The 14,396-nt window shown below is 67.7% G+C and carries 14 protein-coding genes and 1 pseudogene; 9 read left to right on the forward strand and 6 right to left on the reverse strand.

The window, feature by feature from the left end; genetic code table 11:
- Positions 1-5: 5 nt before the first annotated feature.
- Positions 6-914, reverse strand: a complete 909-nt coding sequence (locus tag VV01_RS15540) for an aldo/keto reductase (RefSeq protein ID WP_050670669.1) — start codon at positions 912-914, stop codon at positions 6-8.
- A 94-nt stretch (positions 915-1,008) separates the two neighbouring features.
- Between VV01_RS15540 and gdhA the strand changes: the two genes are divergently transcribed.
- The 5 genes from gdhA (at position 1,009) to VV01_RS15560 (ending at position 6,792) form a co-directional block, all read left to right on the forward strand.
- Entirely contained in the window at positions 1,009-2,358 is a 1,350-nt protein-coding gene (gdhA, locus tag VV01_RS15545; protein ID WP_050670670.1) for an NADP-specific glutamate dehydrogenase, read from the forward strand.
- A gap of 130 nt (positions 2,359-2,488) precedes the next feature.
- Positions 2,489-3,637, forward strand: coding sequence for a glycosyltransferase (locus tag VV01_RS15550; protein WP_197275063.1), 1,149 nt, complete (start codon positions 2,489-2,491; stop codon positions 3,635-3,637).
- Between the two features lie 96 nt (positions 3,638-3,733).
- A complete protein-coding gene (locus VV01_RS22420) occupies positions 3,734-5,092 on the forward strand; it encodes an AAA family ATPase (RefSeq protein WP_071606409.1) in 1,359 nt (452 codons plus the stop codon).
- Positions 5,089-5,922: a DUF4435 domain-containing protein gene (locus VV01_RS22425; protein WP_071606410.1), complete on the forward strand. Its 834-nt coding sequence runs from the start codon at positions 5,089-5,091 to the stop codon at positions 5,920-5,922. Before VV01_RS22420 ends, VV01_RS22425 begins: the two co-directional genes overlap by 4 nt.
- A gap of 153 nt (positions 5,923-6,075) precedes the next feature.
- Positions 6,076-6,792, forward strand: a complete 717-nt coding sequence (locus VV01_RS15560; RefSeq protein WP_050670672.1) for a DUF3592 domain-containing protein — start codon at positions 6,076-6,078, stop codon at positions 6,790-6,792.
- Here the strand turns inward: VV01_RS15560 and VV01_RS15565 are convergent.
- From VV01_RS15565 to VV01_RS15580, 4 genes are all read right to left on the reverse strand, one after another.
- Positions 6,734-7,789 carry a cation diffusion facilitator family transporter gene (locus VV01_RS15565; RefSeq protein ID WP_050670673.1) on the reverse strand — a complete coding sequence of 352 codons (1,056 nt, stop codon included), beginning with the start codon at positions 7,787-7,789 and terminating at the stop codon, positions 6,734-6,736. The two genes, VV01_RS15560 and VV01_RS15565, sit on opposite strands and share 59 nt — an antisense overlap.
- Complete coding sequence (locus VV01_RS15570; protein WP_050670674.1) at positions 7,786-8,142, reverse strand: ArsR/SmtB family transcription factor; 357 nt, start codon at positions 8,140-8,142, stop codon at positions 7,786-7,788. The genes VV01_RS15565 and VV01_RS15570 overlap by 4 nt, the downstream gene beginning before the upstream one ends.
- A 45-nt stretch (positions 8,143-8,187) precedes the next feature.
- Positions 8,188-8,568, reverse strand: a complete 381-nt coding sequence (locus tag VV01_RS15575; protein ID WP_050670675.1) for a hypothetical protein — start codon at positions 8,566-8,568, stop codon at positions 8,188-8,190.
- Between the two features lie 122 nt (positions 8,569-8,690).
- Positions 8,691-9,887, reverse strand: coding sequence for a thiolase family protein (locus tag VV01_RS15580; protein WP_050670676.1), 1,197 nt, complete (start codon positions 9,885-9,887; stop codon positions 8,691-8,693).
- 104 nt (positions 9,888-9,991) lie between these two features.
- Between VV01_RS15580 and VV01_RS15585 the strand changes: the two are divergent.
- Positions 9,992-10,249 (forward strand): annotated as a pseudogene (locus tag VV01_RS15585) (DUF5131 family protein); the annotation flags it as partial.
- 527 nt (positions 10,250-10,776) lie between these two features.
- Here the strand turns inward: VV01_RS15585 and VV01_RS15590 are convergent.
- Positions 10,777-11,469, reverse strand: a complete 693-nt coding sequence (locus VV01_RS15590; RefSeq protein ID WP_050670677.1) for a TetR/AcrR family transcriptional regulator — start codon at positions 11,467-11,469, stop codon at positions 10,777-10,779.
- 685 nt (positions 11,470-12,154) lie between these two features.
- Between VV01_RS15590 and VV01_RS15595 the strand changes: the two genes are divergently transcribed.
- From VV01_RS15595 to VV01_RS24435, 3 genes are all read left to right on the forward strand, one after another.
- On the forward strand, positions 12,155-12,817 hold the full coding sequence (locus VV01_RS15595; protein ID WP_157508869.1) for a hypothetical protein: 663 nt from the start codon (positions 12,155-12,157) through the stop codon (positions 12,815-12,817).
- Positions 12,814-13,287, forward strand: coding sequence for a hypothetical protein (locus VV01_RS15600; protein ID WP_050670679.1), 474 nt, complete (start codon positions 12,814-12,816; stop codon positions 13,285-13,287). Before VV01_RS15595 ends, VV01_RS15600 begins: the two co-directional genes overlap by 4 nt.
- Positions 13,288-13,668: 381 nt before the next feature.
- Positions 13,669-14,367 carry a roadblock/LC7 domain-containing protein gene (locus VV01_RS24435; protein ID WP_231635253.1) on the forward strand — a complete coding sequence of 233 codons (699 nt, stop codon included), beginning with the start codon at positions 13,669-13,671 and terminating at the stop codon, positions 14,365-14,367.
- Positions 14,368-14,396 lie beyond the last annotated feature (29 nt).

Genomic DNA, 14,396 nt, shown 5'->3' on the forward strand with positions numbered 1-14,396 from the left:
GAGCCTCAGGCCGGGGCGTCGAGGCGGGCGCGCTGGTCGTCGGTCAGCGTGATGGCCGCCGCGTCGATCGCCTCGTCGAGCTGGGCCACCGAGCTTGCTCCGATGATCGGGCGCACCCCGCGAGCGAGCAGCCACGCCAGCACGACCTGCCCCGGCTTGGCCCCGACCTCGGAGGCGACGTCGGCCAGCGCCGCCAGCCGCGCCGTCGTACCGGGGTGGTCGTACGCCGACGGCAGCGGCCGGTCGGCGCGGTCGTACGAGCCCTGGATCAGCGGCGAGTACGCCCACAGCTCGACGTCCGGGTGCGAGGCGAGGTAGTCGGTCGTCTCGAGGTTGGCGAAGCCGTACGGGTGGTCCTTCCCCTCGACGTGCGCGCCGGGTCGCGGCTCGACGTAGGACGTGGTCAGCTGCAGCAGGTCGAACGCCGGCAGCTCGCGCTGCTCGGCCAGCATGCGCAGCCGTGACACCCGCCAGGTCGGGTGGTTGGACAGGCCGATGCGGCCGACCAGGCCCTCGGCCACGAGCGCACCGAACGTCTCGACCACCTCGACGTCAGGCGTGGACCGGTCCTCACCGTGCGCCCAGTAGACGTCCAGCCGGTCGACCCCCAGGAGGTCGAGCGAGGCGGCGACCTCGCGGCGTACGACGTCGGCGCCCAGGCCCTCGATGCCGTCACCGGCCGGGTTGACCCCGACCTTGGACGCGAGCTCGACGTCGGCACCCGGGTGAGCGCGCAGCCACTCCCCCAGGCAGGTCTCGGACAGGCCGCTGCCACCCGCCCAGAAGGCGTAGCAGTTGGCCGTGTCGAGCATGCGTCCGCCGGCCTCGACGAACCGGTCGATCAGCGCGTGCGAGGTGGCGGTGTCCGTGCGACCGCCGAAGTACATCGTGCCGAGGACGAGCTGGGAGGCCATGCGGTCAGCGTACGGAACAGCCCGGAGCGCCGGCCGCGCCGTCGTTATCGTGGCGAGCGGTCCCGCCCCGGGGGCCTGCGCGAAGGAGGAACCGTTGTCCACGCTCGATCATCGTCTGACGCCGATCTACGACGAGGTGGTGCAGCGCAACCCCGGCGAGTCGGAGTTCCACCAGGCGGTGCACGAGGTGCTGGAGAGCCTGGCGCCCGTCGTACCCAAGCACCCCGAGTACGCCGACGCCGAGATCATCCGGCGGCTGTGCGAGCCCGAGCGGCAGATCATCTTCCGGGTGCCGTGGCTGGACGACGAGGGCCGGGTCCAGCTCAACCGCGGCTTCCGGGTCGAGTTCAACTCCACGCTCGGCCCCTACAAGGGCGGTCTGCGGTTCCACCCGTCGGTCTACCTCGGCATCGTGAAGTTCCTCGGGTTCGAGCAGATCTTCAAGAACTCCCTCACCGGTATGCCGATCGGCGGCGGCAAGGGCGGCTCCGACTTCGACCCCAAGGGCCGCTCGGACGCCGAGGTCATGCGGTTCTGCCAGTCGTTCATGACCGAGCTCTACCGGCACATCGGCGAGTACACCGACGTGCCCGCCGGTGACATCGGTGTGGGCGGCCGTGAGATCGGCTACCTGTTCGGCCAGTACAAGCGGATCACCAACCGGTACGAGTCCGGTGTCCTCACCGGAAAGGGCCTGTCGTGGGGTGGTTCGCAGGTCCGCACCGAGGCGACCGGCTACGGCACGGTGTTCTTCACCGACGAGATCCTGCGGGCGCGCGGTGAGTCGCTCGACGGCAAGCGGGTCGTCGTCTCCGGCTCGGGCAACGTCGCGATCTACGCGATCGAGAAGGTCCACCAGCTCGGCGGCACCGTCATCGCCTGCTCCGACTCCGGCGGCTACGTCGTCGATGAGAAGGGCATCGACCTCGACCTCCTCAAGGAGATCAAGAACGGCCGCCGCGGGCGGATGAGCGACTACGCCGACGAGCGTGGCTCGCACGCGAATCACGTTGCGGGAGGGTCGATCTGGGACGTCCCGTGCGATGTCGCGCTGCCGTGCGCGACGCAGAACGAGCTCGACGAGGACGGCGCCCGCGCGCTCATCCGCAACGAGTGCGTCGTCGTCGCCGAGGGCGCCAACATGCCGGCCACCCCGGAGGCCGTGCGTGCGTTCGCCGCGGCCGGCGTGACGTTCGCTCCTGGCAAGGCGGCCAACGCCGGCGGTGTCGCGACCAGTGCGCTCGAGATGCAACAGAACGCCTCACGCGACTCGTGGACATTCGGGCACACCGAGGAGCGCCTCGCCGAGACGATGCGCGCGATCCACGAGCGCTGCCTGACCACGGCCGACGAGTACGGCACGCCCGGTGACTACGTCGCGGGCGCCAACATCGCCGGTTTCATCCGGGTGGCCGACGCGATGCTGGCGCTCGGCATGATCTGAGGGCGCCGCTTCTTCGTCAGGCCAGCGGCTCTTCATCAGGCCCGCCGCTTCTTCTGAGGGCGCCGCTTCTTCAGAGGCCCGCGGCGCGCAGGGCACCCGGCGTTCACCTGCGGACGGGACCGTGTGCCCTGTGATCCACGGCCAGGCCACGGCACCCGCCCGCGTCGCCCAGCTCGCCAACTTCATCGGCCCGGTGTCGGGCGGGATGAAGGTCGTCGTCGAGCGGCTCGGCGCGGCGTACACCCGTGCCGGCGTCGAACGCCTGCTCGTCATCCCCGGCCCCGAGGACGCCCGGGTCCGTACGCCGGCCGGCACGGTCGTGCAGATCAAAGCACCGCGAGTCGTCGGCGACTACCGGATGATCGTGCAGCCGTGGCGGGTCATCGAGGTGCTGGAGGAGTTCGCGCCGACCTCGCTGGAGATATCCGACAAGTCGACGCTGCTGCCGGTCACCCGCTGGGCACGCCGCGCGGGGGTGCCGACCGTGCTGTTCTCGCACGAGCACATGAGCGCGATGCTCCAGCTGCGCACCGGCCGCGCGGGATCGGTGGCTGCGCCGATCTCACTGCTCAACCGGATCCTGCTGCGCCAGTTCGACACGATCGTCGTGACGTCCGCGTACGCCGCCGCCGAGTTCGCGCGCGTGCCCGGTCCACGCACCGCCCGGCTGCTGAAGGTGCCGCTCGGGGTCGACCTGGAGACGTTCCACCCGCGGGAGCGGCCGGCGTACGACGGTCCGTTGCGTCTGGTGCACGCAGGTCGCCTCTCCCGTGAGAAGAGCCCGCACCTGGCCGTCGCGACCGCGGTCGAGCTGCACCGCCGCGGCGTGCCCGTGCGGCTCGACGTGCTCGGCGACGGTCCCCACCGGGACGAGCTGGAGGCGATCGCGGGAGCCGCGCCGGTGGTGTTCCACGGTCACGTCGCTTCCCGCAGCGAGCTCGCGACCCGCCTGGCCGCAGCCGACATCAGCCTGTCGGTGTGCCCGGCCGAGACGTTCGGTCTCGCGGTGCTGGAGGCGCTCGCGTGCGGCACCCCTGTCGTGACCGCTGACGTCGGCGGCGGCCGCGAGCTGGTCGACCGTTCGTGCGGTGCGTGGGGCTCCCCCGACCCGTCGTCGTTGGCGGACGCGGTCGAGCGACTGGCAGCCCGCCCGGCCGACGTCGTACGAGCATCGGCGCGTCGCCGTGCGTGCGAGTTCACCTGGGACAGAACAGAATCCGCGATGCTCGCGCTGCACCTCGACGCAGTCGCGTCCTCACCTGTCGACAGGTCCGCATAGAACCGGCGACCGCATAGGTCGAAATGTCTAGCCGCGTCCTGCGCGACCGAGCCAACGTGCGCACACCGATCAAGTGATTGATCTAGCATCGCCGACATGAGCTCCCCAGCCGCGCTGCTCGCCCGCGTCAGAGTATCTAATCTTCTTGGCGCCTTCGACCACGAAATTGACTTCCCGCCAGATTGGCCATTCGTTATCATCCACGGGCCAAACGGGATCGGAAAAACAAAACTGTTGGAACTCGTGAAGGCCGCGGCTTCGCTAGATACTTCACCGCTCGAAGATATTCCTTTCAGCCGCATTGATCTCGAATTCACTTCTGGCGCTACGCTCTCTATTCAGCGAGCACTCGAATGGGCGCCAAACGAAAAGATCAACGTTCGCCTCCAGGAAGATTCGGAATCCTCCGCCATAGAGTATTCCTACCCCCGTTCGGAAAGACATATCGTCACACAGTGGCTCCTCGAGAACACCCGGTACGAACCTGCGACGCCCGACGGCGATATTTGGGAGGACCCGAACGATGGAGAGATAATCCCCTTCGAAATTCTAGCGCGGCGCTTCCGAAACGTGATCCGTTCTCATATGCGGTCACTCGAAGACTTCGGGACCAGAGATATGCCGAAGCCACCGAAGCGGATCGAGGATTTTATGAGCCTCGTAAATATCCACCTCATTCACACTCAGCGCCTGCTGATTCAGAGCAAGGCTGTGGAGCCCGACCGGCCTTACATGCGCAATCACGGCCCAAGGTGGCGGAGCGCCGTTAATGAACATTCCGAACATCTAAAGGAACAACTTGCCGCTGCAATCACCGATAATTCTCGCATTGGACAGGAACTAGACCGCTCATTTCCATCACGCATAATGGGGCAGGATGTTCCGACCGACGCCACCGAGGAGGCGGTGAGAGCTCGATACGGAACGCAGAACGAACTACGCTCTCGCCTTTCTCAATTCAACCTGATCGGCCAGCAGGGTGACGTCTCACTGCCGTCCCGACGTCTCACGGAAATTGAGATCCGAACCCTCTGGACTTACCTTGATGACACTGAGAAGAAACTGGGCTCCTTCCAATCTATTCTAGAACGCCTCGAGCTCTTTGTTGCTCTAATGAATGAGCGACTTACGAGAAAGACCGTGTCTATCGATATTGACAGTGGCCTGACCATCACTCGCGACGATACAGGCGATGTCGTTGGAGTAGCTAATCTGTCATCCGGGGAACAGCATGAGTTGGTCCTCATGTACGACCTCATCTTTCGCACTCCTCCAAACGCAACCGTCTTGATCGACGAACCGGAGATCTCCCTCCACGTGGCGTGGCAGACAGTTTTCATTTCGGACATCACGCGCATCGCGGAACTCTCCAACATCAGATTCATTGTCGCGACCCATTCTCCGCAGATCATCGACAAATGGTGGGATCGGACCGTGGAGCTGAAACAATCGTGAATTCCTTGGCGGCGCGCCTCACGGGCGATCACTTCTTCAATACAAACAAAATGCTCCGCATACAAGATGCGCGCATAGTCCTCATGGTTGAATCTAGCGATGACGTCAGCATCATTCGACGGCACGCTGATTCCACATCCATCCGCCTGGCGCCAACGAGTGGAAAGAAGAACCTGATCGCCGCGGCCAACAAGCACCGCGAAGCGGGCGACGATTGGGTTATTGGCCTCGTTGACCGCGACTTTGATGACGAGGATGAGATCCCGGAGAATGTGGTCCCAGTCGAGGCCTATGACATCGACTCTCATTTCATCGTCAGTCATCCTCGAATATTGCGTACTTTATTGGAATCGTACCTTCCCGATGTCGCCTCGGATACGCTTGAAAGCGCCAGGCAAGACATAGTGGCTGCCGCGAAAGTTGTGGGATGTGCACGGCTTGCATCCATCCAGCTCGAGCACGGAGTGTCCTTCGACTCATTCCCGATGATCTTGGTTCTAAATGCATCCAGGGATACCCTTGATCCGATATCGGCAATCCTTGACGTGAAATACTGCGACGACGACCGTGCGACAGAAGTTCGAAAGAAGGTCATTTCTCTTTATCCAACCCAGGACGATTCTTCTATTTGTAACGGTCATGACCTCGCGCGCGCTACGGCGGCGCTTATCTCCATGAAGATTGGTCTTTCAGTACCCCACAAGGCACTCGCCGCAAGCCTCCGAGCAGTGATCTCTTGCGACGAGTTCCAGAAGTCACGGTTTGCTCAAGCCATTGGCAACTGGGCTAGCGAGAACCACTCGAGGGACATCTGGATATGTCCCTGCTGATCGCAGCCAGTATGTGGCCCGCGCTCGGAATTTCGCCAACGGCGGCTGGTAATCAGACAGATGGTGATCTGACGGGCGACCACAGCGCCTGAGCCGCCCGCGACGCCGTGGCACGTGCCAGCATGCGTGGACGGCATCGAGATCAGGAGCGGGATGAACGACATGTGGACGCTCGTCGGGTTCGGCGTGATCATGCTGCTCACCGCGCTGATGTTCCTCATCATGCTCTGGCGCACGATGAGTCGCCGGCGCCGGTGGACCCGCGTCGACGGCACGGTGACCTCGGTCAGGACCAAGCGGCAGAACACCGGCGAGACGCAGACGACGTTCAACTACCGCTACGTCGACGCGACCGGCGAGCAGCAACGCGGCACCGACACCCCGCTGCTGCGGGCGCCGCGCCGCAAGGCCACCGTCGCCGTGATGTACGACCCCGCCGAGCCCGAGCGCAGCGAGATCGTCTCGACGCCGTGGCTGTGGACGTTGGCCGTGCTGTCCGTGCTGCTGATCTGCGTCGGCGGCTGGGCGCTCGCGGCGCGCCATCGCGTCCTGACACGACCGCGGTCCGCCTGCGTCGGCTCACGCCGGGCCGGTCGGCGTACGCCGTTCGCGCGCCCAGGCGACCGCGAACGCCACCGCGAACGCCAGGTGCACGACCACGAAAACCCTTGCCAGATCACGCGCTTCACCGGTCGCAATCCCGACGACGTCGTTGGCCGCAACCACACCGAAGCCGACCAGGTTGGCGAGCAGCACGGGCCGCATAACCTGCGAAGCCGGTGCTCGCGCACGTCCATTGACAGCAGGACTGTCAGGCAGCCGAGCTCGTTCGCGTGTCCTGGTGCGCGGCCTCGGGGCTCACATGGATGACGGCCGCCGCGAGTCTGGGCAGCATCTCGAGCAGATGCTCCTCAGCGTGGTGGGCGACCTCGTGCCCCTCGGCGAGGGTGAGCGTCCGGCGTACGACCACGTCCGCATCGGCGTGGAGAGTGTGTCCGATCCAGCGCAACCGAAGCTGGCGTACGCCGCGTACATCGTCGACCGAGCAGATCGCCTCACGAGCGGTCGCCACCATCGCCGGGTCGACGGCATCCATCAGCCGCGCGCCGACCTGGTTCACCGCAGACCGCAGGACGCCGAGGATCGCCACGGCGATCACCAGACCGATCACAGGATCCGCCCAGGGCAGCCCGACCGCTGCGCCTCCGGCGCCGAGAACAACTGCGAGAGAGGTGAATCCGTCGGTACGCGCGTGGAGGCCGTCCGCGACGAGTGCTGCTGACCCGATCTGTCGTCCGACACGCATGCGGTAGCGCGCGACCATCTCGTTGCCGACAAAGCCGACCACCCCGGCGGCGGCCACCGCCCACAGGTGAGAGATGTCACGCGGGTTGAGCAGGCGGTCGACGGCCTCCCACGCCGCGAGCACGCTCGACAGCGCGATCATCACGACGACGAACACACCGGCGAGGTCCTCTGCGCGGCCGTAACCGTAGGTGAAACGATCGTTGGCTCCGCGAGCCGCAAGCCCGAACGCCACCAGCAACGGAATCGCCGTCGCAGCGTCGGCGACGTTGTGCATGGTGTCGCCGAGCAGCGCAACCGATCCGGTGAGGACGACCACCACGGCCTGCACGGCAGCGGTGGCCCCGAGAGCGAGCAGGCTCACCCACAGTGCCCTGCGGCCACGGACGTCGGCCTCGAGCGCGTCGTCGACCTGATCGGCCGGATCGTGCGAATGCGCTCCGAACAGCTCGGACAGCGCATGCCGCACCACGGCGAGCACGCCGGAGCCGTGCTCGTGGTCGTGGTGCTCGTCGTGATGGTGGTGATGCGCCTGGTCGGTCGCGCTGAGTCGATGCGTCACGACAGCGACTCCAGTCGGCGGTGGTGCGCAGGGACGTCGTCGAGCAGGTGCTCGACGTGACCGATCGTGTCGACGACGAGCTGGCGGACATGGGAGTTCTCGACGCGATAGAGCACGGATGTGCCCTCCTTCCGGGTCGTCACCAGCCGAGCCATCCGCATGCGAGCGAGGTGCTGGGACACGCCCGGCACGGGTTTGCCGAGCAGGGAGGCGAGCTCGGACACCGATCGCTCCTCGTTGAGCAGCAGCCCCGCGAGGTGGAGTCGGGTCGGGTCGGCGAGGACCCGCAAGACCTCGACCGCCAGCGAGACGACCTCCTCGGACCAGATGGGTTCTTGCGGATTTGCGTGCATGCGCAAAGAGTAACTCTCGATTCGGTGGGACGAGACCGAGACCGGTCAGGCCGGCGTACGCCGCTCGCGCGCCCAGGCGACCGCGAAGGCCACCGCGAACGCCAGGTGCACGACCACGAAAACCCTTGCCAGATCACGCGCTTCACCGGTCGCGACCCCGACGACATCGTTGGCGGCGACCACGCCGAAGCCGACCAGGTTGGCCAGCAGCACGAGCCGCACGACCAGCGGGGCCGCGGAGCGGGTCGACCAGTTGAGGACCGCGATCCCGATGAACGGCCCGCCGAGCAGACGCAGCAGCGCGACCAGCTCGGTCGACGGGTCGTCCGGCACAGCGTCCACCCCGAATTGCGCGGGCACCAGCAGCAGCGCCAGCCCGATCACCGCGAGGTAGGTGCCGGCGATCATCAGCAGGGGCTTGTTCATGGCGGACGCCTCCGGGTCTCGGGCCTCGCCCCAGCCTGCGCGCCTCGCGACCTCGCCACCGTCGTACGCCGGTGGCAGGTCCCGAATCCTGGTGCGCCCGTCGGTCGGCGAGGGCCGTCGGGTCAGGCCGCCGCGGGGTTCTCCAGGACGACGGCCAGGCCCTGACCGACGCCGATGCAGATGGCCGCCACACCCCAGCGCTCACCGCGCTCGCGCAGCACCGCCGCGAGGGTGCCGAGGACCCGGCCGCCGCTCGCGCCGAGCGGGTGGCCGAGCGCGATCGCGCCGCCCCGGGTGTTGACCAGCTCGGGGTCCTTCAGGCCCTGCGCGAGCCAGGCGTCGACACAGACCAGAGACTGCACCGCGAACGCCTCGTTGAGCTCGACAGCGCCGACCTGTTCCCAGCCGATCCCCGCGCGGGCCAGTGCGCGACCGGCAGCCTCGACGGGGGCGTACCCGAATTCCTGCGGGTCGAGCGCGTACGCACCGCGCCCGGCGATGCGCGCGATGGGCTCGGCGCCGACCCGCTCAGCTGCGGCCCCCGACCCGAGCAGCACGGCGGACGCTCCATCGCTCAGCGGCGAGGCGTTGCCTGCGGTGATCGTGCCGTCCTTGCGAAAGCTCGGCTGCAGACCGGCGAGCTTGTCGGTGCTGCTGTCCGGTCGGATGCCCTCGTCGCGGGTGAGCTCGGTGCCCTCGACCGGCGTCACGAGGTCGTCGTAGAACCCGTCGTCCCAGGCCTGTGCGGCGAGGCGATGGGAGCGTACGGCGAACTCGTCCTGCCGCTCGCGGCTCACGTCGTGCTTGTCGCGCAGCTGCTCGTTGCACTCACCGAGGGAGGCCGTCCACTCCTTCGGCATCTCGGGGTTGACCAGTCGCCAGCCGAGCGTGGTCGACACGGCGGTGACGTTGCCGGCCGGGAAGCCCTTGGCCGGCTTGGGCAGCACCCACGGCGCGCGCGTCATCGACTCGACGCCGCCGACCAGGACGACGTCGGCGTCGCCGGTCTCGATCGCGCGCGAGCCGAGCATCGCCGCGTCGAGGCTGGACCCGCAGAGCCGGTTGACCGTCGAGCCCGGCACCGACGTGGGCAGGCCGGCCAGGAGCGCAGCCATCCGGCCGACGTTGCGGTTCTCCTCACCGGCTCCGTTGGCGTTGCCCCAGACCACCTCGTCGACGGCTGCGCGGTCGAGGTCGGGGATCGTCGCCAGCAGTGAGCTGATCGCGCTCGCGGCGAGGTCGTCGGGGCGTACGCCGGCGAGGCCTCCGTTGAAGCGACCGAACGGCGTACGGGTTGCGGCATAGACGTAGGCGCTCACAGAGGCCACCGTAGGCCCCGCTCGCGGCGGGTGGCTGTCGGTGGGTGGCCCTAGGGTCTTGACCGCCCGTACCCGTTCGCGGGGAACGCGCGAATGTCGTTGCGTACGTGCGGCGTGTCCCCGCCGCCGTGCGGTTCCTGTCCTGCGAACCGCTACTCGCACCGCTCGATGGACTGGACCTCACGGGAATCGACTGGGTCATCGCCGGCGGTGAGTCCGGGCAAAACTACAGACCCATGGACGTGCGTTGGGCGCGGGGCATCCGTGACACCTGTCTAGAGGCAGGGGTGCCGTTCTTCTTCAAGCAGTGGGGCGGGCGTACCTCTAAGTCGAACGGCCGCGACCTCGACGGGCAGACCTAGGACCAGATGCCCACGGGCCACGACTTCCTGCAGCGTGGCGCACGGTGAACGTTACGGGCCCGTCATTCGACGGTTGCCGGCTCTTCACACTTGAGGGGGCGGAGCGGCCATTGGTCGCCTCGGCATGCCTGTTGGAGGTACCGGTCGGTCGAAGTAGGCTACGACGTCGGCGCTGCAGGGTCCGGCCGACGGCAACGATCTCGGTCAGCGCTCGGCTACGTCGTTGCGAACCGTCTCGATGAGCTGCCGGTGCGGTCACCTCAACACAGTGAGCGCGCCAGGTGGCAGTTGAACTCGTCTAGCACCTCTCGCGTCGGGTGATACTCAGGATCTCCTCCAAGGTTGCTCATTCTGAGCCATTCGTTGACGCTGCCCCAATCCCACACTTTGACGCCGCCTGGCGCCCCCAATGGCGATGGAAAATCTCCTGGTCCGCGGATGCCTTCGACATACTGCCTCACAGTTTGGCGCGTCCGCCCAGATCTATCCGCAATATCGGGCTTTGCTGCATCTCGACCTGGTGCACGTCATGCAGGCGGGCGTTTGCGTTCGCCGAACCCCATCCCTGTCGTGACGACTCGGAGGAACTCCGTGAACTGCTGGTCTGGGTCCGCGGTCAGCGCGGAGCGGGCGGGCTCCAGGCACAGGTACCCGATCATGGCCGACCAGCCGCTCATGACCAGGTGGACCACGGCCGGCGTGACCGGTACGCCGCGGCGGTCACGCCAGGTCTGCGTACCCTCGTGCACGCAGTTGATCCCGGCGCGCGGCATGAGCTCGCCGGTGGCGACTGCCTCCGACACGGTGTCGGCGAACAACGCGGCTGGGCTCATGCGCTGTTGGTGGACCTGGGGTGCCCGCGCGCCGCATTCGCTGCCTGCCGGCGAGTACAGCAGGGCGAACTCGTCGGGGTTGGCGGTCCGCCACGCACGAAGCGCGTGTGCCATGGCACACCAGCGGTCGACGGCCGCGGGGCCTTGGCTGGCGTCGCGCGCATCGGCGAGACCGGCGACGAGGTTCTCGTACGCCTCCGTTCGCAGGTCGGTCACCAGCTCTGAGCGGTCCGCGTAGAACCGGTAGAGGCTGGATACCGGCATACCGACCTCGCGCGCGATGGCGCGCATGCCGACTCCCGTCTCGCCGCGCGTGCGCAGCAGCCGGCGCCCGGCGTCCTTGATCGCCGAGCTGGTGGCGTCGCGGTCACCGACGTCGCGGGTCACCCGTTCGCAGCTTTCTGACGCTGGGGCGGTCACGGCAGGAATGTCCTCACGACGGGGGCAGCTGGGCGTGCCACATCGTGCGAGCGGAGGGAGACAATTGCGGTGTGGCCTCCGCGGCTGTCCCACAATGTGAGATCTGTGGCTGGTCCACATTGCCGCGCGTACAGTGTTCGCGCGCGACCAATTGACCTGACAACGGCCTGCTGACGAAGCAGGACCGCGTGCCAGCGTATCGAACGGTCGCTGCCGTGTGCGGGCCGGGTCAGGAGGGCGGCTCGCTGCACGCCGCCCCCACTCGTGGGCCCTGCGGACTCTGGCAACTACCACGTGGTTAGTTGCCTGGTCGTGGGACAGGTGGAGAGTGAGATGTGCAGCTGGGCCTCGCACGGGTTCCGTCGTCGTGGGTGCCGTGTCTCCGGCGCTGGCGACATCTGCTTGGTCTCAACGCGAAGCGTCGATCTTGGGCGTTCGGCCGGTTCTCATCCCCGCCTGTTCGGCGTCGCCACGACTGTCGCGGTAGGCGGGAAAGCTTCGGTCGGTGGCCCGGATTCGTCCGAGTCTGGTCGCGCGCTGCACCGGGCAGTCCGTCGCGCTGGCCTGCCGGTCAGAACTGGTAACGAGTATGGCTGGTAGGCACCTGGCTCCCCAGCGAGGCCGGGGTTATGCGCCTGCTCTGATCGGCCTGGTGCTTGTGGCCCTCGTCGCTGTCGGAGCGGCTGTCGCGGTCGGGAAGCTGACCGTCCCGGGGACGGCGACGCCGAGGCGAACCGGCGGCGAGGCGCACCACGCGCACAGCCCAGGCTCACCGGCTGCTGCGGCCTCGGCCACACCCGGTGAGGCGACCCTGGCAGCCTGCCAGGCCGAAGTCCGGGCCGGCGGCCGGCTGGCCAGCGCTGCGGCCTCCTCGGCCGAGCAGTACCGGACGCACACCCGCGCTCAGGTCGACGTTGATGCCGGGCGGATCAGCGCGAAGACCGCAGCCCGGCGATGGGCTGACTCCAAGAAGTTCGGTCCGCGCGACGTGCACGAGTTCGCCTCCGCCGACCGGGCCTACACGGCTGTGGCCGGGACCTGTGAGCGGCTGCAGGGCAGCAGCGGCACACAACAGGCGTGCAAGGCGCACGCCCGCGCGCTTGGCCAGGCTGCACGCACCGCCCGGCCGGTAAACAACGGGTGGGCACATCACCTGGAGATGATGAAGAGCAAGCCGCATGACGAGGCGGCCAAGACGTTCGCCGAGTACATGGCCACCTGGCGGGGCATGGTCAAGGATGCCGGCCCGCAGCTGTCGGCCTACGACACCGCCGCGAAGGACCTCGCCGCAGCGCCGAGGTGCCAGGGCGCATGACCAGCTTCGAACCGACCGCCGAGGCGCTCAGCCGTGCGGCTCTGCGCGCAGCCGACCTCACTGCCCGGCACCGTGTTGGCGCAGGGGTGGCCACGCATGTCCTTCGAGCGTGCGTCCTCGTGCGCGACCGGGCCAACCGCATCCTGGTCCTCCCGCCGTCGGGCGACGCGGCAGCCCATGGGTGGACTCTGCCCGAACGGGCTGTTCCCGTCAGCGAGGACCCGCGGGCCACGGCCGCTGAGCTCGCGGCCGATCTCGGCGTTGCCGAGCGTCCCGACCTCATAGGCACGCACTCGGTGTGGTCCGGCTCTGCGCCTGCGCAACTACGGCTGCTGTACGCGCTGCACCCGGCACTGGCCACGTCGGCTGGCTACGCCGCGGACGCCATGTGGTGGACGCCTGGCGACATGGCGCGGCTCACGCTCACGCCTTGGACCGCGGGCGCGCTGATCCTGGGGTGGGAGAAGTGATGGGGAGAGCCCCGGCTGCATGTGCCGGGGCGGGTGCACATGCGTTCAATGGCGCATTGCTGACCCATGCCAACGCAGGCGGGACAACACCCTGCCGGTCCCAGGTTAGAGCGCGCAGCGCGGCCTGTGGGCTTTGGCAGTCACGGGATTCGTCACAGTTTCACGGGGACGTGCTGGTGCGCGTCCGCTCGGAAGTCAGCGAACAGGGGTTGGAGTCAGTGGCAGCAGGTGTGGCGCGCAGCGTGCGCGGGTCAACAGGTCGCCCTGGTCGCGCGGGTTCGGGTAGCGCCAGGCCAAGGTCCGTCGGCCGCGGGAACGCATCACTCGCGGGCCTGCCGACGAGGCCCCTCCCCGGCCCGCCTGCCGCGAGGAGGTCCTGACATGGCGTGGTGGAAGCGGGCCGACGGCGAGCAGGACGAGTCCCTCGACCTGCCCGGCGATGCCCAGCGCCCCGACCGCGAGCAGGCGCGACCGGCCCCAGAGCCGGCCCAGGACATGTTCTTCGATCCGGGCCTCCCGCAGGGCCCGCCGCGGCCGCTGCCGACGCGGCCGCGGACCTACAACCTGCCGCGGCGGACCGCAGTGCCCCTCACCGGCGCACACACCGCCGAAGGCGCGCAGGACTGGCCGGACCACGGCTCTGCCGGAGCCACCGGCTCAACCCAGGCTGCCCCACCGGAGGCCGCACCACACTCACGGAAAGACGATCCACGCATGGCTGACTACAACGACACGATCAACAGCGCGATGCAGGTTGACGGTGCCCTCGGTGCCGCCCTGGTCGACAGCGCCAGCGGCATGGCCATGGCGACCGCCGGTAACCCGCCGAACCTCGACCTGGCCGTGGCCGCAGCAGGCAACAGCAACGTGGTGAAGGCCAAGGCCCGCACGATGCAGGACCTGGGCCTGGAGGAGAGCATCGAGGACATCCTGATCACGCTCGACAGCCAGTACCACATCATCCGCATGTTCCGGAAGGAGCCGGGGATCTTCCTCTACCTGGTCCTGGACAAGGACCGAGCCAACCTGGCGATGGCGCGGTTCCGGCTGTCCAAGGCTGAGCAGGACCTCACCATCTGACACCCCGGCCGCCTCCTGGGCCGCGCTCT

Source organism: Luteipulveratus halotolerans (genome assembly GCF_001247745.1).
GTDB classification, from domain to species: domain Bacteria; phylum Actinomycetota; class Actinomycetes; order Actinomycetales; family Dermatophilaceae; genus Luteipulveratus; species Luteipulveratus halotolerans.

Coding starts and splice junctions, on each gene's coding strand:
- VV01_RS15570 (WP_050670674.1), bottom strand. CDS start 8,142: ATGCACGCAAATCCGCAAGAACCCATCTGGTCCGAGGAGGTCGTCTCG.
- VV01_RS22420 (WP_071606409.1), top strand. CDS start 3,734: ATGAGCTCCCCAGCCGCGCTGCTCGCCCGCGTCAGAGTATCTAATCTT.
- VV01_RS15600 (WP_050670679.1), top strand. CDS start 12,814: ATGACCAGCTTCGAACCGACCGCCGAGGCGCTCAGCCGTGCGGCTCTG.
- VV01_RS15560 (WP_050670672.1), top strand. CDS start 6,076: ATGAACGACATGTGGACGCTCGTCGGGTTCGGCGTGATCATGCTGCTC.
- VV01_RS24435 (WP_231635253.1), top strand. CDS start 13,669: ATGGCGTGGTGGAAGCGGGCCGACGGCGAGCAGGACGAGTCCCTCGAC.
- VV01_RS15575 (WP_050670675.1), bottom strand. CDS start 8,568: ATGAACAAGCCCCTGCTGATGATCGCCGGCACCTACCTCGCGGTGATC.
- VV01_RS15540 (WP_050670669.1), bottom strand. CDS start 914: ATGGCCTCCCAGCTCGTCCTCGGCACGATGTACTTCGGCGGTCGCACG.